Annotated in this window: 20 protein-coding genes; 7 read left to right on the top strand and 13 right to left on the bottom strand. The window is 43.4% G+C overall.

Going from position 1 to position 24,947, the window contains the following annotated elements:
• The first annotated feature begins 76 nt into the window (after window positions 1–76).
• Window positions 77–331 (top strand): regulatory protein SipA, encoded by a 255-nt coding sequence (sipA, locus tag HFV01_RS28325; RefSeq protein ID WP_006670270.1) that lies wholly within the window; start codon window positions 77–79, stop codon window positions 329–331.
• A 27-nt stretch (window positions 332–358) separates the two neighbouring features.
• Here the strand turns inward: sipA and HFV01_RS28330 are convergent, their stop codons facing one another.
• From HFV01_RS28330 to HFV01_RS28340, 3 genes are all read right to left on the bottom strand, one after another.
• On the bottom strand, window positions 359–1,114 hold the full coding sequence (locus tag HFV01_RS28330) for an alpha/beta hydrolase (protein WP_006622593.1): 756 nt from the start codon (window positions 1,112–1,114) through the stop codon (window positions 359–361).
• A 461-nt stretch (window positions 1,115–1,575) separates the two neighbouring features.
• A complete protein-coding gene (locus HFV01_RS28335; RefSeq protein WP_193520644.1) occupies window positions 1,576–2,520 on the bottom strand; it encodes a type II secretion system F family protein in 945 nt (314 codons plus the stop codon).
• Window positions 2,521–2,539: 19 nt separating this feature from the next.
• Window positions 2,540–4,285: a tetratricopeptide repeat protein gene (locus tag HFV01_RS28340; protein ID WP_006622595.1), complete on the bottom strand. Its 1,746-nt coding sequence runs from the start codon at window positions 4,283–4,285 to the stop codon at window positions 2,540–2,542.
• A 532-nt stretch (window positions 4,286–4,817) separates the two neighbouring features.
• Between HFV01_RS28340 and HFV01_RS28345 the strand changes: the two genes are divergently transcribed.
• Window positions 4,818–5,165, top strand: coding sequence for a Mo-dependent nitrogenase C-terminal domain-containing protein (locus HFV01_RS28345; protein ID WP_006618724.1), 348 nt, complete (start codon window positions 4,818–4,820; stop codon window positions 5,163–5,165).
• Window positions 5,166–5,443: 278 nt separating this feature from the next.
• On the opposite strand, the gene HFV01_RS28350 is transcribed toward HFV01_RS28345, so the two are convergent.
• From HFV01_RS28350 to ndk, 3 genes are all read right to left on the bottom strand, one after another.
• Window positions 5,444–5,890 (bottom strand): slr1601 family putative cell division protein, encoded by a 447-nt coding sequence (locus HFV01_RS28350; protein WP_006622597.1) that lies wholly within the window; start codon window positions 5,888–5,890, stop codon window positions 5,444–5,446.
• Window positions 5,891–6,133: 243 nt separating this feature from the next.
• On the bottom strand, window positions 6,134–6,229 hold the full coding sequence (psaM, locus tag HFV01_RS28355) for a photosystem I reaction center subunit XII (protein WP_006618726.1): 96 nt from the start codon (window positions 6,227–6,229) through the stop codon (window positions 6,134–6,136).
• 192 nt (window positions 6,230–6,421) lie between these two features.
• Window positions 6,422–6,871, bottom strand: a complete 450-nt coding sequence (gene ndk, locus HFV01_RS28360) for a nucleoside-diphosphate kinase (RefSeq protein ID WP_006622600.1) — start codon at window positions 6,869–6,871, stop codon at window positions 6,422–6,424.
• Window positions 6,872–7,001: 130 nt separating this feature from the next.
• Here ndk and modB point away from each other — a divergent pair, with 130 nt between their 5' ends.
• Window positions 7,002–8,936: a molybdate ABC transporter permease subunit gene (gene modB, locus HFV01_RS28365; protein WP_193520645.1), complete on the top strand. Its 1,935-nt coding sequence runs from the start codon at window positions 7,002–7,004 to the stop codon at window positions 8,934–8,936.
• Window positions 8,937–8,938: 2 nt separating this feature from the next.
• On the opposite strand, the gene HFV01_RS28370 is transcribed toward modB, so the two are convergent.
• Both HFV01_RS28370 and HFV01_RS28375 read right to left on the bottom strand, forming a co-directional pair.
• On the bottom strand, window positions 8,939–10,330 hold the full coding sequence (locus HFV01_RS28370) for a DUF1800 domain-containing protein (protein ID WP_008056228.1): 1,392 nt from the start codon (window positions 10,328–10,330) through the stop codon (window positions 8,939–8,941).
• 21 nt (window positions 10,331–10,351) lie between these two features.
• Window positions 10,352–11,650, bottom strand: coding sequence for a pentapeptide repeat-containing protein (locus tag HFV01_RS28375; RefSeq protein WP_006670267.1), 1,299 nt, complete (start codon window positions 11,648–11,650; stop codon window positions 10,352–10,354).
• Window positions 11,651–11,791: 141 nt separating this feature from the next.
• Here HFV01_RS28375 and HFV01_RS28380 point away from each other — a divergent pair, with 141 nt between their 5' ends.
• Window positions 11,792–12,007 carry a hypothetical protein gene (locus HFV01_RS28380; protein ID WP_006622604.1) on the top strand — a complete coding sequence of 72 codons (216 nt, stop codon included), beginning with the start codon at window positions 11,792–11,794 and terminating at the stop codon, window positions 12,005–12,007.
• Window positions 12,008–12,242: 235 nt separating this feature from the next.
• Window positions 12,243–13,730: an adenylate/guanylate cyclase domain-containing protein gene (locus HFV01_RS28385; RefSeq protein WP_193520646.1), complete on the top strand. Its 1,488-nt coding sequence runs from the start codon at window positions 12,243–12,245 to the stop codon at window positions 13,728–13,730.
• Here HFV01_RS28385 and HFV01_RS28390 read toward each other — a convergent pair.
• From HFV01_RS28390 to HFV01_RS28410, 5 genes are all read right to left on the bottom strand, one after another.
• The gene (locus HFV01_RS28390; RefSeq protein ID WP_111890799.1) at window positions 13,727–14,695 is read right to left on the bottom strand and encodes a GGDEF domain-containing response regulator; all 969 of its coding nucleotides are present in this window, start codon (window positions 14,693–14,695) and stop codon (window positions 13,727–13,729) included. The genes HFV01_RS28385 and HFV01_RS28390 overlap by 4 nt on opposite strands.
• Window positions 14,696–14,784: 89 nt before the next feature.
• Window positions 14,785–18,915, bottom strand: coding sequence for a PAS domain S-box protein (locus tag HFV01_RS28395; protein ID WP_006670265.1), 4,131 nt, complete (start codon window positions 18,913–18,915; stop codon window positions 14,785–14,787).
• Between the two features lie 18 nt (window positions 18,916–18,933).
• A complete protein-coding gene (locus tag HFV01_RS28400) occupies window positions 18,934–19,776 on the bottom strand; it encodes a sensor histidine kinase (protein WP_006670264.1) in 843 nt (280 codons plus the stop codon).
• Between the two features lie 9 nt (window positions 19,777–19,785).
• The gene (locus tag HFV01_RS28405; RefSeq protein ID WP_228116431.1) at window positions 19,786–21,027 is read right to left on the bottom strand and encodes a GAF domain-containing protein; all 1,242 of its coding nucleotides are present in this window, start codon (window positions 21,025–21,027) and stop codon (window positions 19,786–19,788) included.
• 1,349 nt (window positions 21,028–22,376) lie between these two features.
• Window positions 22,377–22,778 (bottom strand): hypothetical protein, encoded by a 402-nt coding sequence (locus HFV01_RS28410; protein ID WP_006670263.1) that lies wholly within the window; start codon window positions 22,776–22,778, stop codon window positions 22,377–22,379.
• Window positions 22,779–23,223: 445 nt separating this feature from the next.
• On the opposite strand from HFV01_RS28410, the gene HFV01_RS28415 reads away from it, so the two are divergent.
• Both HFV01_RS28415 and HFV01_RS28420 read left to right on the top strand, forming a co-directional pair.
• On the top strand, window positions 23,224–23,829 hold the full coding sequence (locus HFV01_RS28415) for an IS607 family transposase (RefSeq protein WP_071776856.1): 606 nt from the start codon (window positions 23,224–23,226) through the stop codon (window positions 23,827–23,829).
• Entirely contained in the window at window positions 23,792–24,901 is a 1,110-nt protein-coding gene (locus HFV01_RS28420; protein ID WP_260379032.1) for an RNA-guided endonuclease InsQ/TnpB family protein, read from the top strand. Before HFV01_RS28415 ends, HFV01_RS28420 begins: the two co-directional genes overlap by 38 nt.
• Window positions 24,902–24,947: the final 46 nt, after the last annotated feature.

Raw genomic sequence — 24,947 nt, forward strand, 5'->3', positions numbered from 1 at the left:
GTCGAATTTCTATAATGAGAATGGCTGCGATCGTTTACAATAGGGTGATTGCTCAGTGGAAGCATTCCCAGATCTGATGGAAAAAGATAAAGAATTTGCCGTTCATCAACAAGTTAGAGTGATTGCTCTACCGCCATATATCAAAACAGCGGAACCCATGCCGATTCTACGGCCTCCGAACGTGATCAAGTTAGGTGAAGTGGGGGTAGTTCTCGATCGCCGTCCTGGTGGTTACTGGGGCGTTAGATTCACCAAAGGTTCATTTTTAATAGAGAGCCAATATATTGAGGCAGTGGAAAACCCAGAGCCAGAAAGCAGGGTGTCTGACTGACACCCTGGGGATAAACCAACAGTCAAATTACCACAGGCCTCTAATTGGACCAGGAGCCGGCGCTGGTGCCGGCGCTGGTGCGGGTACAGGCCGTGGCACTGGTGCAGGTGCAGGCCGTGGCGCGGGTGTTGGTGCGGGCCGTGGTTGTACAACACCAGCACCAGCACCTGGTAAATCAACTCGTTGAGCAGAACAGCCACCGACAATTCTTGTACCATCGGAGAACTGAGTCCCAAACTGTGAACCCTGTCTAAACAGAGATCCCAATTCGGTACTTACGCTCTGCATTTTAGCGACTGTTGCCGGAATATTGGCGACATCGACATACATTCCCGGCACAGGATAGTATTTCAGAAACTCCAAGAAAGAGATTTTGCCATCGTTGCTGAGGGCGTTAATCAGTCCAGCGCGAATAGCTTTGCCATTAGCAACTCGCCGATGGGTGCGTACAGTTGCACCAATTTCATCAGTTAGTTCTTGACCTGTGGGAGTGTAAATCATACAGGAAAATGGTACTAGGTCAAAGCCAATTTCTAAGCCCATCAATCCCCGCAGGGTGTCTGCCTGAATCCCGGAAGCACCGACAATCTGGCGAATAGTTTTAGTGGTCACTCCATCTCTGGTAAATGCCTCTAAATCACTGATGTTGATGGGAGCTTGGAAAGGTCCATAGGTGAGAATCACTCGCTCGGCGGCGATCGCACCAGTTTGAGCAAAAATTACACCAGCGATCGCTCCGAAAAACCATCCCGGACGCAAATTCTTCACACTTGGTAGTTTCATGTAAAACCTCACTTAAAAGAATGAAAACTGCCATTTCTCATAACAGATACACTTAACCCCAAAAATTGGGCAATAGTCGGAAGTATCTGAGTATTGCACAATCTTAAAAAGCAGACGTGGAGGTGTCTCTTAATGCTTTCAACATTAGGTTGAAAGCGGACTATTCTCATGTACAAATCGCCTTTTTTCAGCCAAAATTTACAGGCGATGCACTTTACGTCTACTACAGAACAGCTATGCTGCTATAGGCCTTGACGGTTCCGAGTGTATCAATAGTTGGGTATAATGTCAAGCATTTGGGTAAGAATTTCCCAATAATAAACTAGCAGTCGGCAGGCCTTATGCACCACAATTTCGGATCCGGTTGCGGTTATAGTCAGCTTAAATGTAGTTGCCAAATTTCACAAGCTCGAAAACATTAATTTTTGCCAATCTGTTCCTAGTTCCCAGGATTTGAGGGGTTAACTAGGTAGCAAAATGAAGAGTGATTTCATGGCTTCTAGGCTGAGAATGGCTACTACTCCTCCCGCTGATAGGAGAGTCATGGGAATCAGAATCCTCTGTAGTAGACGCAGCGATCGCATTAGTTCCTGTTCATAGTATTGTTGAACATTATACAGGGCACCATCCAGATGTCCGGTTTCTTCGCCAGTGCGAATCAAATTGATAGCGATCGCTGGGAGTCGTTCCCGGAGACATTGGCTGAGAGTTTTTCCGGCAGGAATTTGTCCCAAGGCTACGGTTAAAGTTCCCCTCATCTGCGGACATGGAATGCGATCGCGCACCAATTCGATCGCCATGAGAATTGGTAAGCCACATCTAATAGGCAATTCCAACTCAGCCAGATATAGCATGGAACGGGCGGTTTGAATACGACGGATAAAAGGTAGTCTGGGGATAAGTTTGTAGACCATAAACCCGACAACGCCGGCTATAAACATCCACAACAGCCAATCATTTAGGTTAGCCTCATGGGTGTATAAGATAGTCGCCAGTAGCAACAGAAGACTGAAAGCAGTAGTCGCAGCAGCTATGGTCACAGAACGATAAAAATTTTGTCGGTGGGTCTGCTGTTTTTCAATTTCAGCCAGTTGTAACAACATTTCGGGTAGTGCGCCGCTGGTGGCTGCTATATCCAGCAAACTAGCAGTCCACCAGTCAAATATCCGAGGGGCTCGTCTGAAAGCGACAGATAAATCTTCCCCACGACCGAGAGATTTAATCACTTTCCCCAGGTAACGACCAAGCCGAGGATTGCTTTTTTTGGCGATTACTATCAAACTTTGATAGACTGTTAAACCAGATTCCAACAGCACTGCCAGTTTAGTATATAGTTGGGCTTTTTCCTGGGGGGTCATAGGGCATGGGTGCAAGGAATTAGGAACTGAGCCATTAATTTCGGCCATGGGGGTGGCTCGTTGGGGGTTACATATCTACGAGTTTGCGCCTGACTCGTTCTCGGTGAGCGATAATTGGTGATGGTTGGGGTTGTTCGCTGAGTTCTAGGGCGATCCCATAGGAATTAAAAGCCTCTTGATATAGGGCAATTTGCTCGAAGGCTTGGCCGCGTCTGACCCATGCTTCCCAGTAGTCGGGTTTGATTTTGATCAGTCGGTCATAAGCAGCGATCGCATCTTGATAGCGATCGAGTTTTTCCAAGATCGCCCCTTGTTCTAACCAAATTTGGTAATTGTCTGGCCAAATAGCGATCGCCTCAGAAAAAGCATCCACCGCCTGCACATATTGTCCCAAACGAGCTAAAACCTGTCCCAGTTTCACCCAGGCTTGAAAGTTATCAGGTTTTTGGCGAACCAATTTCCGATAAGCCATGACTGCTTCTTCATCTCGTTTAAGTAGTTCCAATGCCATACCCCGCTGTAGTCCCACTTGGTCTGCTAGTTCGAGGGTTAAAACAGTAGTTTGAATTACTTTATCGTAAGCCTTCAGCGCATCCTCATAGCGTCCTAATCTTTCTAAGGTCAATCCCCGCTGGTTCCAAGCCTCGAGGAAGTTTGGTTGTACTTGCAGGGCATTATCGCAGGCAATTATGGCTTCTGGGTAACGCCGCAACTGAAATAAAGCGACTGCGCGACCTAACCAGGCTTCGGGAAAGTTAGAATTGAGTTGAGTAGCGCGGTCAAAAGAAGCGATCGCGGATTTATATTCTTTTAAATCCAGTAAAGTTTGACCCCGACCTATCCAAATAGCTGGGGACTCCGGGTTAATTTCCAAAGCCCGATCTAGGCTAAGTAAAGCAGTTTTCGGCCACCCCGATTTCAGAGCCATACCTTTATAAAACCAGGCTTCGTAATCGTTGGGTTGCAGTTGGATCACTTGGTCATAACAGGCGATCGCATCATTGTAGCGATGTAATTTTTGTAAGGCAATCCCCCGATTAAAAATAGCCTTGAAGCTCGCTGGTTGCAGTTCTAAGGCTTTATCGTAGGAAGCGATCGCATCGACATAACGATGCTGACTCATCAGCATTTCCCCACGATGAAACCAGGCTTCATAGTTAGCCGGTTCCAGTTTGACCGCCCGATCTAATGATGCCACGGCTTCACTATAGCGATCGTCATTCATCAAAGCATTACCCTGGTGATACCATAGAGCCGAAATATTTGGTTTAATTTCGATCGCCCGTTTATAGGAAGCGGCCGCCGCCTCAAATTGTAGGGATGCTTCCAAAGCCAAACCCCTCTCATACCAGGCTTCAAAGTTATTGGGTTCCATAGTTAAAGCCTTGTCAAAAGAGGCGATCGCTTCTTCATAGCGTTCTAACTTCGATAGAGTCATGCCTCTAAACGTCCACGGCCAATAATTTCTCGGACGCAATTTAATAGCCCTATCATAGGCCCCCAGTGCCTGTTTATACTGTTTCAACTTTCGTAATGTATTACCCAAGCGCAACCAAGCCGCCCACGAATCAGGCTTTAACTTAACCGCGATCTGATAATGTATCAGAGCCTGATCATATCGCTCCCGTTTATATAAACGATTCCCCTGGTTATACTCCCGAAATGCTTTAAATATATTGAATATCCCCCAGTTCCCGGCTTGATCTTGTTCCGCCCCAACAGAATCACCCTCACCAGCGGATGTCTGAGATGTTTCAGCAGGGGTAGTTACAGGCGCAGGCTGCTGGTTTAACTGTTCATCTGTGTTCAGCAACGTCTCTTTCCTCACCGTGGCTTGATTTTGACTTTACCCACCCCGGTTAGACAGGGCTTTTTTGACTTTCAGATATCTTGCCAGTTTACCAGAATTGATACTCCGGCGGTGAACCAAACATCATCAACCAAGTTTTCCCAGGTTAGATCGCCATACTTGGGCTTTAATTCACAAAAAAGTTTCCTTGTCAATGCCTAAATCATCAGTAAAAGTTATATTGTTTATAGACTTGATTTATAGTTGTGATCTAAATCATAGCCAAAATCTGAAAATGTAAGGCAAGATCATTGATGGGAGAACGGAGGATATCCAAAGCCAATGGCAATATTTAACCGTCAATAACCCACCACTAAATGGGAGTACCGATTCTAGTGGGGGCTTGAAATAGCCCTAGTTGGACTGATCAAGCTAGGAAATGCGATCGCTAACCATTGCGGATTAGTTGTCAACAAGATTGAAGATCCAGTGTACAGCAAAAAGTATACTAACTGGTGGCGATCGCCATCTGTATTCCTATTCGAGGGATTTAATCATGAATTGGGCAAACCATACTATGCCCCGTCTGCACCTTGCTAGTTGGGTTAAAAATCATTCACACCACCATTTTCACCCATCATTTTCGCCCCTTCAACCTCTGCGACAGTGGCTGAACCAGATACAAGTCAAAAATCCGAAAACCGCCCGATTGCTATGTAGTTTAATTCCGACTCAATGCCCCTTTGAGCGAGATATTAAATTTGGCGATCGCACTATTTTTCACATTCCGCCCTTATGCAAACTCAATCCGGTTTATGAAGAATTAGTCAGTTTACGTTTTCGCGCTTTATGCTATCTGGCTGATGAATGTGGCGAGGATATCACCGCTTATCTGGGAGGCTAAAATCAGATGAAATGGTGAACCGCCAGATCAGAGTTTAATGGTTGACGATTAACCCCCATCCCCCTACAACCCCTAGGTTGGAGGAGATGGGGGATTGTTAATCAAAATTAACCCCCAAAAAGATGGGCAAAAAGCATGGTGTTAATTAACTAAAATCAGCCTCAGCTTTCCGAAAACGGCAAATTGGCAGGTTGAGCAAATTATCAAGTGGAAAGGTGAACTACGGAACGCCATAAGCGCGATTGATTGCCAGTGGTAGTTAACCAATTGTCTCTACTTTACTGATCTAATTCCGCATAGTGAGACTCTGATAATTCAGGTTTATCTGCGGTCCTATGGTTAGGGTGTAACCAGACAATTTGACGCTGGCGGGGGTCTATTCGGTTGCCATTTTCTTGCATAATATTTTGAGCTTGTTGAGGGTCAAAATAGCGACTAAACTCCTCTTGATGTTGTTGGACCCTGGCTTCAGTCATATTAACTTCCGCCTCAATTTCTCGCCATTTATCATGGACGATGCGTTGATTAGGCACAATTTGGACCAGTGCTGCTACTGCGAATGCAGATAATGTGAAATTTGTCAATATTTTCGCCGTAGTTTCTAATGCGATCGCCCTATGATGTCGATGGGCGCGAGGTCGGACTCGAACTTGAGAACGACGACGCAAGCGGCGGGGAGACTGCTGTGGTTTTTGAGGTGGTGTAGGAGGTTTAATCGCGTACATGATCGTCGTCTCAGTATATTTTTATCATCGAGTCTGATGCGAAGGCAAGTTGTCAGGCTGGTAGCCCGGTTGATGCGAATGCGCCAACGGTAACCCGCAGCACTATAAATAAAAAGACCCCGACAGTCAAGCCTAGTGATAGAGACTAATTTACTGCATTATGCAGCAATTGTCTCCATTACGATCGCTTTTCTGTCGAAGTCCGGCTATTGTCCCTAGAGACAAGGAATATAGGGATCGATTCTATTTATAAAGTTCGGTGGAAAGACGGAATGCCAAAATACCGGGGATCAATGCAATTACCAAAGCGACAAAAACTTGGGTATCGGTTAGAGACATAATAAAGAAACTCCTTGGATCTGAATTTGATCTTGATTGTTGACTAATTTGAACTAATCTGGGTCGGTTGGGAAGAGTTTGTAACAAGTTTAAACAAAATGTTACGGTTTTTCGGGAAGCTGGGGACAACCGATCGCGATCGGTACTACCCACAGGCGCTGGCGATCGCCATTGATGTCCCCAACACCGATGCTATTCTACCAGCCAGGACTTGAGGCTAGGTTCCCAACTTACCAATTCCTCGTCCTTAAACCAGAGAGCGATTTCTTTTTGCGCGGTTTCTGGTGCGTCTGACCCATGAATTAAGTTGCGACCAACACTAATCCCAAAATCTCCCCGCAGGGTTCCCGGTTCAGCATTCAGGGGGTTAGTAGCGCCGATAATCTTCCTAGCAGAGGCGATGACACCTTCCCCTTCCCAGACCATTGCTACTAAAGGACCGGAAATGATGAAAGAAACCAGATCATTGAAAAATGGTCTTTCTTTGTGGACATCATAATGTTGTTCAGCCAGTTGGCGGCTGGCTTTCATAATTTTTAAACCCACGAGGGTAAAGCCTTTGGCTTCAAAGCGTTTGATAATCTCGCCGATGAGTCCCCGTTGAACACCATCAGGCTTAATAGCTAGAAATGTGCGTTCCAAGCCTAATCTCCTGTTGTTAGCAAATGTCTACAGGAATCAGATTAACTCATTTTGAGTCACTGCCATGATTTAATTGGCTGTTCAATTTACTGAAGCTAGGGGGAGGTAATCGTTGGCATAGTTCCTGTCAATGGTGTATAGTGCCATTGTCCCTGAATCTATAACTCCCCAAATGCGATCGGACTTATCTCCTATTTGGATTTCCTTAAAAATCTCGATACTGGCTACAGCTATAACTTTGATCGGGGGAGTTTGGGCGGCTTATAAATTGCATAGTTATCAAGGTAAAGGGAAATCCTTAATTGAAAGTATTTTAATTTCTCCGCTGATTTTGCCTCCGACAGTGGTGGGATTTATTTTGCTGCGAATTTTCGGGGATAGAGGCTTATTAAGCGGGTTGTTAGCTATCCTCAATATCAATATTGTATTTACTTGGTATGCGGGCATTATTGCGGCTACTGTTGTGACTTTTCCCCTCATTTATAAAACTTCCTGTGGGGCTTTTGAGCAAATAGATAGCAATTTGTTAGTTTCCGCCCGCATTTTAGGGGCTTCGGAACTCAAGGTTTTTGTACGAGTAGCGTTTCCTCTGGCTTTTCCTGGTATTATTTCTGGGGCGACTTTAGCTTTTGCTAGGGGACTGGGAGAGTTTGGGGCAACTATGATGTTGGCTGGCAATATTCCGGGAGTTACTCAAACTATTCCTTTGGCGATTTATTCAGCGGTACAAGCTGGGGAAATTCAGGAAGCCTGGATGTGGTCAGGGGTGATTTTATCAATTTCTTTGTCAGCAATTACTTTGGCTAATTTAGGGATTAAATGGCAGCGATCGCCTCAAAAATCTCCGGGGGTTAATCCTCCTCATCTCCAGATTAAACGAGCCACTAATTTTAGCATATATCCGGCAGAAGGCACGGGTTTACAAGTCAATATTTATCAACAACTTCCGGATTTTGGATTACAGGTAAAATTTTCTGGCTATCGCGAAGAACCCCTAGGGATTTTGGGTGCATCTGGTACGGGCAAAAGTATGATTTTAAGATGTATTGTCGGGGTGGAAACTCCCAGGAGTGGCACGATAGTTTTAAACGGGAAAGTGCTATTTGATTCTACCCAGCAAATCAATATTCCGAGTAGCGATCGCCGGGTGGGTTTTTTGGCTCAAAATTACGCCCTATTTCCCCATTTAACTGTAGCGGAAAATATCGCCTTTGGTTTATCAGACCAACTCTCCCAGACTCAAATAAAGATGAAGGTTGAGGAACAATTAATCAGGGTGAAACTTCCTGGTATAGGGAACCGTTATCCTCATCAACTCTCAGGGGGACAACAACAGCGAGTCGCCTTAGCAAGGGCTTTAGTAGTGGAACCAGAAATTTTACTGTTAGATGAACCATTTTCTGCCCTAGATAGCCACATTCGATATCAAATGGAACAGGAACTTATCCAAATACTAGAAACCTATGCGGGGGTGACATTATTTGTGACCCATAACCGTTCAGAAGCCTATCGTATTTGTCCTCGGTTATTAGTCATTAATCAGGGACGGGTGGAAGCATTTGGTTCCACCCAAGATATTTTTGATCACCCCCCTACTTTATCAAGCGCGCAACTGACAGGATGCAAAAATTTTTCACGGGTGGTGAGAATTTCTGAACGGGTGATAAAAAGCCTTGACTGGGGGTGTAACTTAGAATTATCAAAGCCGCTTCCCCAGGGATTAACTCATGTGGGAATTAGGGCTTATCAGGTTGGGGAAAACCTAAGTTTATGGTCAGAAACCGACCCACCAGGAGAAAAAAATATCTTTCCTTGCTGGGTAGTTTTTACGATAAAATCCCCGAAACAAATTAGCCTTTATATTAAGTTAAATAGTCCCCCAAATCACGCCCAAGATTATCACCTGCAAGCTGATATTTCTAAGGCTAAATGGCAGAAACTTAATAACCATGAATTTCCTGGGCAAATTACCCTGGCGGCTGACCAACTTTTGCCACTGGTAACCCCTGATGATTATGATGTCATGTTATCAGGGGATATGCTGAATAACAGAGGATTAAGCTGATATTAATACCGCATAAATTCGGGACTACCCAAGAAAATTGCACCCTGTAAATTGGGGGGACTTTCGGCTAAAATTTGGCGAGTTTGGGGAGATAATAAAACTCCTAAAGTTTCTTCTAGCTGCTTGACATCAACTGGGTTTCCTTTATGGAGTAATCCCCCCGCCAAGGGGACGGCTAAACTACTGCGACGCACCATGGTATCTGGGTTTAACCAAGCCTGTTGAGTGTTTTTATATCCATCAGGAGAAGGACAGCCATAAAGAGGCATTCCCAACTGGTTTAAAATGCCGTTAATGGGGTCATAATTAGTCACTTCTCCGACGGCGCGCATGACTGATGTTATATAACGATAGGGGTTTTTGAATTTACTATTGTAGTGATTTTCGTCCCAAAATTCGGTGCTGTTAAATAAGGTTTTGAGAACTTCGGTGATATCGCCTTGGGTTTCCATAAAGCGATCGCCTAAAGCCTTAACTAAAGATGATGGGGGTTCGTCAGCGACAAATGCTTGGGCTAATTTATAACCAATATGTTTGGCGGTGGCGGGGTGACTAGCTAGGATATCTAATGCTTCCTCAACCTCCTCGATACCTCTGCCTTTAATAGTTCTCCCAAAAAGGATTTTATCATTAAAATCATGTCGAGTTTCATCAAAATAAAATCCTTCCTGATTTCGGGGGCGATCGCTTGGTTTTGGTAGTCCCCAACCTGTCAAAATTCGGGCTAATTCCATCACGTCATTTTGTGTATATCCCCCCTCAACTCCCAAGGTATGTAACTCCAATAATTCCCGCGCATAATTCTCATTCAACCCCTTAAATCTTCCGGTCGCACCGGGACTATTTGGGGCGGTATTTTGCCAATTATCCAAATAGAATAACATGGCGGGATGCCTAGCGGTTGCGCCTAGTAGGGTTCGGAATTTACCCCAAACATGAGGTCTAATGGCGTGTTCCTCATAGGACCCAATCCAAATTCTACTCAGTCCTTGCAATCCAAATACGTTAAAATGGTTAAACCAAAAATCCACCATCACTTCTTCTAATTGGCGGGGACTATGTAAAGCCCGAATCATTCTGGCGCGACGAATTTGGTTAATTACTCTCTGTTGAAATTGCCGCCTAACTTGTGCGAGTTGAGGCTGTGCTAACCCCAGTTTTTGGGCTTCATTAACCTCTCGATTTTGTTCTCTAACTAGCCTTCCTGGTCGCCAGGGGAGGGTATCTAAGGGCTGAAGTTCCTGGGTGAGAGTTGCGGGAATAGCTAAAGAATTGGGGTTAAGTTGCGAGTTAATATATCCAGCCATCCCGGTCTTGTTAATTTGATTAATCTGACCGTTAATTAACCCTAAACTCTGTCGGTTAACCAGATGAATAATTTGGCGATCGCCCATAATTCTATACTCCTGAAAATGTTAACGCCCTAATTTATTAGGAATACCGTCACAGCCGCCGGGGATAGTATTTCGAGATTTTGACCCCGACCAAGCACAGCAATAATAACGATTCTCCTCGGACAGGTTCAAAACCGCAGTAAAATCAGCATTTTCTAGGACAGCGCCAGTATTAGCGCCAGTAGAGTAGTCAGGAATTAAGGTCCGAGTCCGGGGGCTGGCGGTTTCCACTGAACCATAAAAGAATTTAGTCGATCGCAGATTACTATGGGTGAGGTTGGCTTCATAGAGAATAGCGCGAGATAAATTAGCACGCACCAGGTCACAATTCGTTAAATTAGCGCGGACTAGGTTCGCCTCTCCCAGGTCTGTGCGCCGCAGATCGGTATTTTTTAAGTCGGTCCCGGCTAACATGGCCCCTAAATCAATAACTCGGATACCTTCGGCCCTATCTTCCGCATAACTACCATTACCATCTAATATAGGGCGACCCAAATGGCGATCGCGTTTAAGGGGAGTAATTAACCGCGCCTGGGACAGAAACCGGAGAATTTTCGCTTTTCCATCTGCGTCTACACTACGAATAATCGCCGCGGTTCGTCCTTCTGCGATTACCCTTTCCTGGGGCCAATCTTCTAATAGTCCCTGTTCCCCTAAGGCTAAATCAGAGACTCCCTGAAAATAAGCATCGATGGTCTGTTGTTGGGTAATGCGGTTTTGCTGAATGGTTAAATCCCGGGAGATTACATATTGTCGCCAAGCCACATATACGGCTAAAATGGCGATCATAATTTGACCCAAAGCGCCGATCAATTCCCCCAGTGCGCCGATCGCATCCCAGTTGATGACAATATTACGGGCTGCGTCTGTGTTGGAACCACTCAGCATCAACAGCCCGGTAATTGCCGATAAAATCCCGAAACTAGCGACGATTAAACTACGCCAGATAGGAGGAATCAGGGTTGTCCAAATTTTACCCCAACTCGGCCAAATAATTAACAGTGATGCGGCAATAGCCACAACCGCGCTGAGATAGCCGACCCAGACATTATCGATCGCTAACCCTAAAATCATGACGGCGATCGCCCCCAGGGTCAACACAGAAGCCAAAAAGTTACTGGGTCTAGGATTTTCCGGCTCGGCTTTCCCTTTTTGGGTGGGGGACTCTTCTAGGTGATACACCTCCCCATGATCGCTATAGGAGAAAACTTGATTCTCAGACACTGAGGGACTCAGGGTAATGGTGTTAGGACTCTTTCCATTGGGGCTATCAATATCCTGGTTAGGCTGTTGCGGTGCGGATAAATTGGGTTCTGTCATACTGATTGATAAAGGCTAGGAAAGATTTAATGCTCTTCTCTGGATCTATTGTATCTAAAGTTCCGGCAGATCGGGTATCGTAAATGTATTATAAAAATTGACTGATAATTCAGATATAATCAAATTTGCTATATTATATCCATGAACTTAAAGTTATCTGACTATACCAAAAAATTAGGAGTTAGCTACCCAACTCCAGGGCGTTGCTGGAAGTCTAAACAGCTACCCCATCCCACTAAACAGACTGTTACCCGCCGGATTATGATTGATTTTCACCCCCACAGTTTAGCCCCTTCTGCGAAAATAGTTAGGCAATTTGTCCCCTGGTTACATCAGCGGCAAAATCTGGTTATTTAGACTTCCCAGCCGACAGGTTAAGTGAATATGCGATCGCTCCATAAATGAGAGGATAGGTTAATAATAATACCGCTTAATTCCGGCAAATATTAACTCAATATTATCAGAATATTATCTAGTTTTTGTATGAGATAAATAAAATGTAATAAAAACTACAATAAACAACTAATCAGTATTGGTATTTTTTAAGTTATTTATATTCGCAAATTAAAGTATATAAACGACCCCAAAATCGATGAAATCACTACTCCCCATAGGAATTACTAGATGTCTAAATGCGCGCCTGTCTAGGCGGATTGCCTTTTGGGTTGCCACTAGCATAGTTGTGATTGAATTAATTATTTTGGTGCCATCAGTGTATCGTCGTCGCCAAGAGTTGTTATCTAAATTGCAGCACCTAACCTCTCAAAAAATCGCTTGGATAGTAGAAACTTACCCCCATAAAACGCCGGAGGATTTTCTCAAACAACTGCAAAATTTACATTATATGAACTCTGATATTATGGGAGGGTCTCTCTATAGTTCCGACGGACAACTAATTGGCAGTTTTGGGGAAACTCCAGCTTTATCTTATCCAGAAGCCAGAGATGTACAAATACTGTATGTAAACACTCCCGAAGGCGATCGCTATGATCTTACCTGTGATACTTTTCCCCGCCTAGATGATTATCTCATTATCCTCCGCTATGATGCCTCTCCTATTCATCGGGAAGTCTGGTATTTTATTGTACGAATTGCGGGACTGGTTTTGATTATTTCTGTGTTTGTCACTGGTGCGACTATGGTAGTGCTTAACTATTTAGTGATTTTGCCGATTTTGAATTTACGCCAGGATTTAATCAAGGCGGGTTCAGCTATTACTAATCATCAGTTACCCCCTCAGTTTTATGCTGCTTCTGTCCAAAGTCGGGATGAACTAGGGGATGTAATTAGCGCATTTATGGATATGTACAATCAAATTTCGGAGGCGATCGCGCAACAAAAACAAGCCGAGGAAGCCTTACGCCAAGAAAAGGAAAAATCCGATGAATTATTGTTAAATATTCTGCCGGAAACCATAGCCTATAAGTTAAAAAATACCCACACTTGTATTGCGAATAGATTTGAACAGGCGACTATTTTATTTGCAGATATAACTAATTTTACCGAACTCGCTTCCCAATTAACACCCACAGAATTGGTGGATTTACTTAATCAACTTTTTTCCGCTTTTGACCGCCTTACAGATAAGTATGGTTTGGAAAAAATTAAAACTATTGGTGATGCTTATATGGTGGTTGGGGGAATTCCTAACCCCCGTGATGATCACCCTCAAGCCGTGGCTGATATGGCGCTAGAAATGCAACAAGTTGTCCAACAATTCCACTGCGTTAGGCTTCCGGTTAGTGAAGCATCTGGTTTAGGAGAAGGGTCTACAGATGATCATAAACAGGGGGAAATTAGCCACCAACTTAATATCCGTATTGGTATTAATATGGGTCCGGTGGTGGCTGGGGTTATTGGTTTAAAAAAGTTTACCTATGATTTATGGGGAGATGCGGTCAATACTGCTAGTCGTATGGAGTCACAAGGTGAACCCGGAAAAATCCAAGTCAGTCAGACGGTATACTGGCATTTAAAACCACAATATATATTAGAAAAACGAGGGGTTGTTTCCGTGAAAGGTAAAGGCAATATGACCACTTACTGGTTAATTAGTAAACGGTCAAAATCTGTGGATTAATTAACTTGGTTAAATTTGGGATAAATTACCACTTGATTACGACCTTGTTTTTTAGCGTCATAAAGTGCTTTATCTGCCTCCATAAGTAAGCCATCGAGACTAATTTCTGATGATTCATAAATGGTCACACCAATACTCACAGTTATATGAATAGTCTGGTCATCAACGTATATGGGAGTTGTGGCGATCGCCTCTCTAATCCTTTCCGCTACCAATAGGGCTTCATCAGCTTGGGTTTCTGGTAAAAATACCACAAATTCTTCCCCTCCAAACCTGCCAAAAATATCCACTTTTCTTAAAGCATTAACCGTGACATCTGCCATAATTTTTAGTGCTTCATCTCCGATATTATGACCATAATTATCATTAATTAACTTAAAATGATCAATATCTATCATTAACACAGAAAAGGGGTTATTATAGCGGTGGGTGCGTTGAAATTCTCGCTCCGCCAAAGTTAAGAGATGGCGACGATTAGCAATACCTGTTAAAGGGTCTGTCGTGGCTAACTTTTCTAACTCAACTAATGCTTGTTTCAATTCATCGCGAGTATATTTTAACTCTAAATGAGTTTTAACGCGAGCCAGTAGTTCAGGAGCCTTATAGGGTTTAGTAACATAATCGACAGCCCCTTGACTAAAAGCCTGAAGTAAATGTTCAGATTCATTACTAGCGGTGAGGAAAATAATCGGAATTTCTGCATAAAGCGGGTCAGCTTTTAAATGCTCACACACCTGCAAACCGTTAATTTCCGGCATCATTAAATCAAGTAAAATCAAGTCAGGATTAGCAGTTTTGACTCTTTCGATCGCTTGTTTACCGCTGGTGGCGAAAGTGGTGGCGTAACCGACATCATCAAGCATCGCTCCAACGACCTGCAAATTTTTGCTGACATCATCAACAATCAAAATCAAAAAATTTTCTGGTTGAAAACAGTTCACTACACACTGGGCTATTAATTCCAAGACTATACATTGATCCTATACCAATTGTTAACCAATGACAACTAGAGACCAAACTAACCACCTACTCAATTAGTAATAATCACCATAACTTATTCACCATAAATATCTATAAGCGATCGTCGCAGGTCTGGGAAGGCTCTCACCGTCCCAGGGATTTTGTCCCAGTCAAATTGTTCGAGTTGGGAACTCAGGGTAGAAGCATATTCCACAAAAGCCGGATAGGGGTACTGGTGGGACCATTGAACCAACTGCTCCGCAAAAGCCTGTAAATCCCTCATTTTGAGAGTTTGTCCTAGTTCTGGCCAAAATCTGTCTTCGTGTTCCTGGAGTTTTTCCAGTAATTCACTAATGGAAGCATAGGGGGGTTCTGGTGAAACCGGAAGATCAGGGGTAGCTGGGGAGGTATCATCATCAACTTGATCAACAGCATTTACAGTGTCCTGGGGAAGTAGTTGTTTTAAGACTAAGACTAACTGTGAACGACTCACAGGTTTATGCAAAAAACCATCCTGGATAGAAGATAGTTCTTGGTGGTCGCGATCGAGGGATGAAGCCGTTAAAATAATAATTGGAATTTGCTTAGTGACCGGATTTTCCTTTAACTGTTTGGTGGCTTCCACTCCATCTAATTCCGGCATTCGCAAATCCATCATAATTACATCAGGTTGTTCTAGTTCCGCTATTTGAATCGCCTCGATGCCATTATGTGCGAGCAACAGATGATGGTGGGAATTTACAAAATATCCCTGAATTAAATCCAAGTTTGATTGGACATCATCAACGACTAATATTTTACTCGGTTTGACCGCGTTTAAATCATCATTTTTTTCGACGAGTTTATAATCATCGGGTTGCCAGTCTATGGGTGTAACATTTGGGAAAATTAAAGTAAATTGACTACCTTTACCCAGTTGACTTTCTAGGCTGATAGTTCCCCCAAGCATTTGGGTGAGTCGTTTAGTAATTGCTAACCCTAGTCCTGAACCACCATATTTGCGGGTGCTTTGTCCTTCACTTTGAATAAAACTATCAAAAATGCGTTGCTGTTGTTCTGGAGCGATACCAATTCCGGTATCAGCGATCGCTATTTCTAGGGATATAGTAGATTCGGGATTCTCCGCATTTAGGGGAGTATTGCTGTTAGTCACCACCGAAATTTTCACCCAGCCTTCATCAGTAAATTTGAGAGCATTTCCCACCATATTTAACAAAATCTGTCGTAACCTGACTTCATCAAACATAATCGCTTTCGGCAAATTATCGTTAATTTCTCTAATCAATTCCACCTTTTTTTCGGCTGCTTTGTGGCAAAAAATTTGATAGATTTCTTCTAGCATAACCCGTAAATCAATCGGTTCCTGATGGAGTTCCATTTTCCCCGCTTCAATTTTTGATAAATCCAGAATATCATTAATCAAAGAAAGTAAAGTTTTCCCACTAGCTGCAATGGATTTAACATATTGCTGTTGACGAGGTTCCGACACCAAACTCTGTAGGAGATCGCAAAATCCTAGAATCGCATTCATAGGGGTACGGATTTCGTGACTCATATTAGCTAAAAATTCACTCTTAGCACGGTTAGCAGCTTGGGCGTGGCGTGTGGCTTCTTTCAGGGCTTGATTTTTGTGTTCTAGTTCTAGTTTGTGTAACTTTTCCTGTTCCAAAAGTTGCGCCTGTGCTAAAGCAATTCCTACTTGTTGAGCGATAGCTTCTATTAGTTCAATTTCTTCGTGAGTCCAATGGCGAAACCGATCGCACTGTTGCAAACTAATGACTCCATTAGGTTCGCCTTTGTAGGAAGTCCGAACGCTTAACATGGATTTTAAATGAATTTGGCGACAGAGATCATAATGGGGAAACAGTAGGGGATCTTGATAGACATCATCAGAAGCTATAGCCTGATCCTGATTTAATAATATGGCAAGATGTCGATTCTTGTGAATGGGTATTTCTACCCCCAAAAAAGGCTTATACTCACCCCTTAAATATTCTGCTACCATAGTTATTTGCGGTTCAGAAGTGGCGGCGGAATAACGATGAATTAAACAGCGATTCACATGAAAGGCTTCCCCCACTAAACTAACTGTAGCTTGAACAATGTGTTGGCTGTCGAGACTTTGGCGAATTTCGTCTGTTATCTGTTGTTGTAGTAAAGTATTTTGAAAAGCCTGTTCCAGAACTTTTTTAGCCTGTTGACGTTCGATTTCATTACCAATCCACATGGCAATTAATTGCAACAATTGCCGTTCACTATTGCGAAAGGGAGTATGGCGAGGATGGGGACTACAAAAGTTAATAGTTCCATATACATGTTGTCCTACTATAATCCTCACCCCAATATAGGCTTGGAGTCCTAGGTTATGATAGGCTGGATGGTTTTTATATTCCGACTGTGCCGCCGAGGTAATACAGACAATTTCCGAACTGTTAAAAGTGGCTTCACAAAAGGTATTGTTTAATCGGAATAAATCGCCTTTTTCAATAGGTGGTGTCAGTCCTGGGGGAGTTTGTACCGCTACCACCTGATAGCGATCGCCCTGAATATGAGAAAGCATCCCAATTTCTAAGCCAAATTGTAGTCGTCCCATAGACAGTAAAGATTCTAGTCTCTGATTAAAATTCAGATTAGGAGCCACAGCAATCTGATATAATTCTCGGAGAGCAACTTCTCTAGCTTGTAACTCTTCTTCTGCTTCTTTCCGAACTGTAATATCCTCAGCAATACCAGCAAAGCGGTAAATATTTCCGTCCTGATCATAAATCGGAAAAGAACAAGCACGAATCCAGCGTCTTTCACCATCTGGGCGAAAAATAGGATACTCTAACTCTAATTCCTTTTTTCTCAGAAATTGGTGTTTCATTCCACTAATTACTTTCGGTCTATAATTCACATCTATCGAATCAAACCAAGACTCAGGTTCTTGATATAAACTCTCACAAGTTCTGCCCCAAATTTGCTGATAAGCTGGACTAATATATAGGACTTCTCCACTGCGAGAAACTATAAAAAATGCTTCGGAAATTGCCTCAGCAAATTGACGGAACTTTTCCTCGCTTTCCCGCAAAGCTTGTTCAATTTGTTTTTGTTGTTCAATTTGGTTTGGTAGTTGCTGAGTTCTCTGTTTAACCCTAGTTTCTAAATCCTGATTAAGCCGCTGACGTTCCTGTTCAGCTTGTTGGCGATCGCTAATATCTTGTAACATCGCCGTATAAATTACTTGATCAGGCAATTGCAACCTAGATATAGAAGCCTCAGCCGGAAAAAATTCCCCATTTTTCCGTAGTCCTACAATCTCTCGCCTTCCCTTCATCGGAGAATTTACAATTTCCTTTTTACCAAAATTTTGGATATGTTTTTCATGTATTTGGTGGAGATTTTTAGGTAACAGAATATTCAGAGGTTGTCCAATCACCTCATCGATAGTATAGCCAAAAATTCTTTCTGCACCCTGATTAAATAAAGTAATCCGTTGGTCTTCTCCCACAGAAATAATCGCCTCTTCCGCAATATCTAAAATTCCCCTCAACTTTTGATTACTCTCAATTAAGGCTTCCTCTAATCGGCGACTTTTATCAATTTCTTGTTGTAATATAAAATTTTTCTCGGTTAATGTTTGAGTACGTTTTTGGACTAAATACTGCAAATTCTGATTGAGTTTATTTAAGGCTTTGCGACTCTCCTCTAATTCGATAATATCTCGATAGGAACGTAAAGCAGCAATAATAGTTGTCATCAATTTTTGCTGAGTCATTTCTACCTTAGTTTTATAATCATTAATATCATAATCAATAATTACAGAATCTTCCGGCGCTTCCCCCGGATATCCAGTTTTGAGGATAATTCTCACCCAGGGATTATTAAGCTGTGTACGGATATATTTAACTAAATCCAGACCCGCATTATTAGTTTCCATCACCACATCTAACAATAAAACAGCCGTGTCAGGATTAGCGGCGATCGCTTCTTTGGCTTCCCCCCCCGAATAAGCCGAAATAAAAGTTAAAGGTCTATCTTGAAAAGTCAAACTTTTTAAAACCATTCGTGTCGCTTGATGCACTTCTTTATCATCATCGACCAGCATAATTTTCCAGGGTTTACCGGACTCCATCCCATCGCTGTCAGATAAAACAGAAGACTCCTCGCCTTCTTCCTCATCCTCAATAATCATTAAAATATCTTCATCTTTAGTAACATCACCTGAATGGTTTTGACTATTCATATCTTAATCCCTATAAATTCATTTTTGAGGATAGCGGGGACAGTTGATGATAAATTTAGATCCTACTCCCACCTGACTCTCGCAATCAATTGTACCTTTCAAAGTTTTAGTTACCAAATTATACACAATATGTAAACCCAAGCCATTCCCCCCCTGATTACGGGTGGTAGTAAAAAAAGGGTCAAAAATATGCTCCAGGGTTTCAGGAGGAATACCACAACCATCATCACTGTATTCAATCAAAAAGTGATTATCGCTCACCTCAGCTATCTTTAAATATAACTGACCTGACTCAAATGGTTGGTCAGCATGAATCAGAGCATTAATCACCAAATTGGTGATCACCTGAGAAATCGCACCAGGATAGCTATCTACCTCTATGGTGTCGTCTCCCTCAACTACAATGCGATGATGGGTCTGTTTCAGTTTAGGACGAATATTCAATAGAATTTCCTCTAAATAGGGTTTGAGAGCAAAAGTTCGCCTTTCTAGGGATGTTTGGTCAACGGCTACTTGCTGAAAACTCTGGACTAATTCTGCTGAACGCTGGAGGTTACTGAAAATCAGTTTACGGCTTTCCGATACCATACCAAGATAGGTATTTAAAGTCGATCGCTTTAACGGTTGCGATCGACAAATACTCATCAACTTTTGAGTTTCACTCACCAAAAAAGAAGCCGCCATAATTCCCGTCCCCACCGGAGTGTTAATTTCATGAGCCACCCCCGCTACCAACCCCCCTAAAGTCGCCATTTTTTCCGCTTCAATTAGTCGTTTTTGCACCGTTTTTAGCCGTTGCGATGTCTGGGAAAGTTCCGCATTTTGTTCAGTTACTTTCTGTGGCAACGTTCGATACAGCAAAGCATTCTCTCAGCCAATTGCTACCTGAAAATATAGTAAACTCACCACTTCTATTTGAGCATATCCAAAACTGTCATTTTGCCTATTTTTTTCCATATACAAAATCCCAATTAGCCGTTTTTGCCGAATTAAAGGAATACCTAGAATTGACCGGGAATGATGACTTTTAATATATTCATCATCCCGAAAATTTTGGTGGTCATTATAAGCATTATTAAGCAACACATATTCATAAGTGCGCGCCACATAGTTAATGATTGACTTAGGAAAAGATTTGTCTGACAGTGTATTAAGGGGAATTGACCGCAAAACCGTCACCTCATCAATATCCATCTCTGCTATAGCTTCAATCATCCATTCTTGAGATATTTCTTGACTGGATTTATGGTCACATGGTAAAATTAAGTAACCTATTTCTGCATCTGTATTCTCAATAATAATTTTCATGGTTTTAGCCAACAGACTGGCTAAAAAAGTTTCTCCAGACAAGGTTTGATCAGCCTGTAGAACATGACCCAGATTAAAAATTTTGGCATTGCTTGGGTATTCTCGACTCTGAGATATTGAACTTTTCCACCAGTTAGCCGGAGAAAAAATATCAGGATATCGATACTTAATATCTTTAACTTTTGCGGTAGCTTCCCAGCGGCTATAAGTGCCATGAGCCGCCTTTATATAAATCACAAAAAATCTCTCTAAATTTTGTTTTCGATAAAATTCTGCCGCCAATTCATAGGCGATCGCTATTTCTTGAATCGCACCATTTTTAATCGCCTCAGAAACCGCTTGTTCGTACTTTTGCTGTGCTGATAATATCTGATTAGGCAGGCGTTCTAACTCCGCCTCTACCAAAAGATACCGATGTTGAAAACTCGCATAAATATGATTATTCCAGGATGACATTAACCCCTGATTTTGGCGGATTTTATCTAAAATAACATCCCGCTTTGACCCAGACATAGTTTCTGCCTGTACCAATAAAGTCAGAGAATCATAAAACAAATATTCTCCGCGATTAAAAACACTTAAACCATCATCGATATAATTACTAACTAATTCAGCCGCCTGTAAAGCCGATTCATAATCTCGAAATAGATAGCATAGAATTAATTGGAAGCAGTGAACATCAAATAAAGTTGAACTGCTATCAAGCGGATTTAATAGCAATAACATTTCCTGTTCTATATCTTTCCATACCGAGGCATTAATCCAGTCTGATTTTTGGTTTAAATTCCGCAATTGTTGCATCATCGTACTCGCCGGTTGCGTCAGACCCTATAAGCAATAATAACCTGATAATTAGACACTGACGCACCGGGTCGGCTACCTCTCACCTCCCTTGTAGGGTGCGTCAGACCTGGTAAGTAGCAATAATCACCGGATAATTGAAACTGACGCACCTTTGCTTGGCGACCTTGTAGGGTGCGTCAAACCTGGTAAGTAGCAATAATCACCGGATAATTGAAACTGACGCACCTTTGCTTGGCGACCTGGTAGGGTGCGTCAGACCTGGTAAGTAGCAATAATCACCGGATAATTGAAACTGACGCACCTTTGCTTGGCGACCTGGTAGGGTGCGTCAGACCTGGTAAGTAGCAATAATCACCGGATAATTGAAACTGACGCACCTTTGCTTGGCGACCTGGTAGGGTGCGTCAGACCTGGTAAGTAGCAATAATCACCGGATAATTGAAACTGACGCACCTTTGCTTGGCGACCTGGTAGGGTGCGTCAGACCTGGTAAGTAGCAATAATCACCGGATAATTGAAACTGACGCACCTTTGCTTGGCGACCTGGTAGGGTGCGTCAGACCTGGTAAGTAGCAATAATCACCGGATAATTGAAACTGACGCACCTTTGCTTGGCGACCTGGTAGGGTGCGTCAGACCTGGTAAGTAGCAATAATCACCGGATAATTGAAACTGACGCACCTTTGCTTGGCGACCTGGTAGGGTGCGTCAGACCTGGTAAGTAGCAATAATCACCGGATAATTGAAACTGACGCACCTTTGCAGCGACCTGGTAGGGTGCGTCAGACCTGGTAAGTAGCAATAATCACCGGATAATTGAAACTGACGCACCTTTGCTTGGCGACCTGGTAGGGTGCGTCAGACCTGGTAAGTAGCAATAATCACCGGATAATTGAAACTGACGCACCTTTGCTTGGCGACCTGGTAGGGTGCGTCAGACCTGGTAAGTAGCAATAATCACCGGATAATTGAAACTGACGCACCTTTGCTTGGCGACCTGGTAGGGTGCGTCAGACCTGGTAAGTAGCAATAATCACCGGATAATTGAAACTGACGCACCTTTGCTTGGCGACCTCAGAGTAGATAATTAAAACTGACGCACCTTTGCTTGGCGACCTGGTAGGGTGCGTCAGACCTGGTAAGTAGCAATAATCACCGGATAATTGAAACTGACGCACCTTTGCTTGGCGACCTCAGAGTAGATAATTAAAACTGACGCATCTCTGGTCGGCGACCTCAGAGTAGATGATTGAAACTGACGCACCTCCCCTCGGGTACGTCAGACCCGGTAAATAGAAACGAGTCCCCCAAGTTTAACTGACGCAGCTTTTATCGGTTGCTACTGACGATTAACGAATGTATTGTGGACACATCTGCTTAACCAAATTATTGCGAATACTTTGATCGGTGCGTAAAATTTCCCGTATTTGGGGGTCCAAAGTCATATCTTGACGAAGAGACTCTTCCTGAATAGCCTGACGTTGCCGCCAAGTTAACCCCCCAGAAGCCAAGGCTTGACAGGTATCTCCGACATCTTCAACAATAGACTTCAAATCATTTTGAGCAGAAAGCAGCAACATACGTTTATGTAGCTCAGGTTGTTCGGACTCCTCAACCATACTTCGGTAACGAGAGATGATATGGGAAGCGCTCAACACAGTTGGCGGTTGTGCTTCTGCGGGAAGTTGACCAATCAAAATCCCAAGGGAAACTACAACCCCTATATACCCATACAGACCATTCTTAGCCATGGTTCCTCCTAAACGGAAGTTTAACTCACTAAGGTTGTTAACAGACCGGACCATTTAGCCACCTACCGCATACTCAAGCGATCCCAGGATCATCCTCAGAATCTGCCAGCAGTATCTGGAGGGACACAGGTTCTCTAATCTATCACCCAACCTGGTTAAAAGGACAATTCCCCAAGGGAATGCCTTTGAGAACAGAACTGGTTTTTTGAGTTCGGGGATATTGTACTCTCAGACTATACATCAAGTCTTGGGCAAGCGCACCAAATCTATCAAAGTTCATTGAGAATAGCCATTTTGCCGTTGATCCTGGAAATAATTTCTTTGAGACCCTCAATTGCCATATACTCCTAGAACCAGAGAAAATAGGAGCATGATTTAATCACAAATTAGGTTAATATTTTAGGGCAATACGGTATAATAAGCGAGAAGGGTTGAGGATAAACCTATTGCCAGATATGTCAAACCCAAGGAAGCGGCCAAAATCCTTGGAGTCCATGAAAGAACACTCCGCAGATGGGACGACAATGGCTCAATCGACACCATCAGAACCCCCGCTGGGCAACGACGATATAACGTTGAGTCATATACTGCCAAATCAGGCAGTGACAAACGCAAAGTCGTTATCTATGCCAGAGTTAGTAGCCACGCCCAGCAGTCAGACCTCAACCGACAGGTGGCCGCACTGTCCAACCTCTACCCCGAAGCAGAAGTCGTCTCAGAAATCGGAGGCGGGCTCAACTTCAAGGGAAAGAAAATGCTGGCCTTACTGGGACATCATTTGTCAGGAGATGTCGGCATGGTTGTCGTTGCCCACCCAGACCGATTGGCAATATGGGGATTTGACTTGTTTGGATGGCTCTGTGAGCAAAACAGTTGCTCACTCATGGTTCTCAACCAGACAAGTCTCAGTCCAGAACGAGAAATGGTTGAGGACATCCTCGCCCTCCTCCACTGCTTTAGCTCCAGATTATACGGACGGAGTAAATACAAAACTCAGGTCAAAGAAGATCCGGATTTACCCCAGCCCAGAGCTAAATCAAGTCTGGCGTAAATGGCTGGCTGCTTGTCGGTATTGCTACAACCAAGCAATTGCATTATCTAGGAGTGGTAAACGACTAAGCAAGTTAAAGTTACGCAATAAAGTGATGCCGAGTGACTTACCCGAATGGGTCAAAGAAACACCCTGCCACATTCGGCAAAATGCCATCTTTGATGCCTATCAGGCTTTGAGCGCCAGTCCTGGCGCAAGGTTTAGGAGCTGTCGGGATAGTTCTCAAGCGATTAAGTTCAATAATACTAATTTCTCTTCAGGGAGTTGGTATCCAAGACTAACGAAAGGATTAACTTTCATGGTTTCCGAACCCATCCCTAAAACTTGCGGGCAAGGGACTCAGTTGGTGTTTACCAAAGGTCGATGGTTGGCGATTTTCCCTGAACCAGTTGCCGTTACCCCAACTGAAGCGAATGGCGTAATTGCATTAGACCCGGGTGTGCGAACTTTCATAACTGGGTTTGATGGCTCTCGGTTTCTGGAATTTGGCTCCGGGGATATAGGACGCATTACTAGGCTATGTCAACATTTGGATGATTTGATGAGCCGAATCGCCAAGGAACCCTGTCGTTCAAGAAGGCGACGGATGAGGCAAGCGGCTCAACGAATGAGAACCAAAATCCGCAATCTAGTTGATGAAGCCCACAAACAAATTGCTCACTACTTGACTCACAACTACAGCATAATTTTTCTGCCGACCTTCGAGACTTCCGATATGGTTGCCAAGGTGAAGCGTCTAATCAGGTCTAAGACTGCCCGCGCCATGCTGACATGGGCGCATTATCGATTCAAACTAACCCTGAGACATCAAGGGGAAATAACTGGAACCACAGTTGTAGATGTGACGGAAGAATACACCAGCAAAACCTGTACTCACTGTGGTCAGATGCATTCCCAGCTAGGTGGCTCAAAAGTGTTCCGATGTCCTGAGTGCGGGTTCACTCTACCCAGGGACTGGAACGGTGCTTTTGGAATCTTTCTAAAAGCTTTGCGGGATACCGCCTCTGTTACCTTAACGGGTAATAGTGCTATCGTCGCATTGTCAGGCAATAGCCGGATAAATGTCGCGTAAATGTATCAGTCATAAACTACATTGGTGAGCGATCGGTGCTTTTTCC

This window comes from Limnospira fusiformis SAG 85.79 (assembly GCF_012516315.1).
Classification (GTDB): domain Bacteria; phylum Cyanobacteriota; class Cyanobacteriia; order Cyanobacteriales; family Microcoleaceae; genus Limnospira; species Limnospira fusiformis.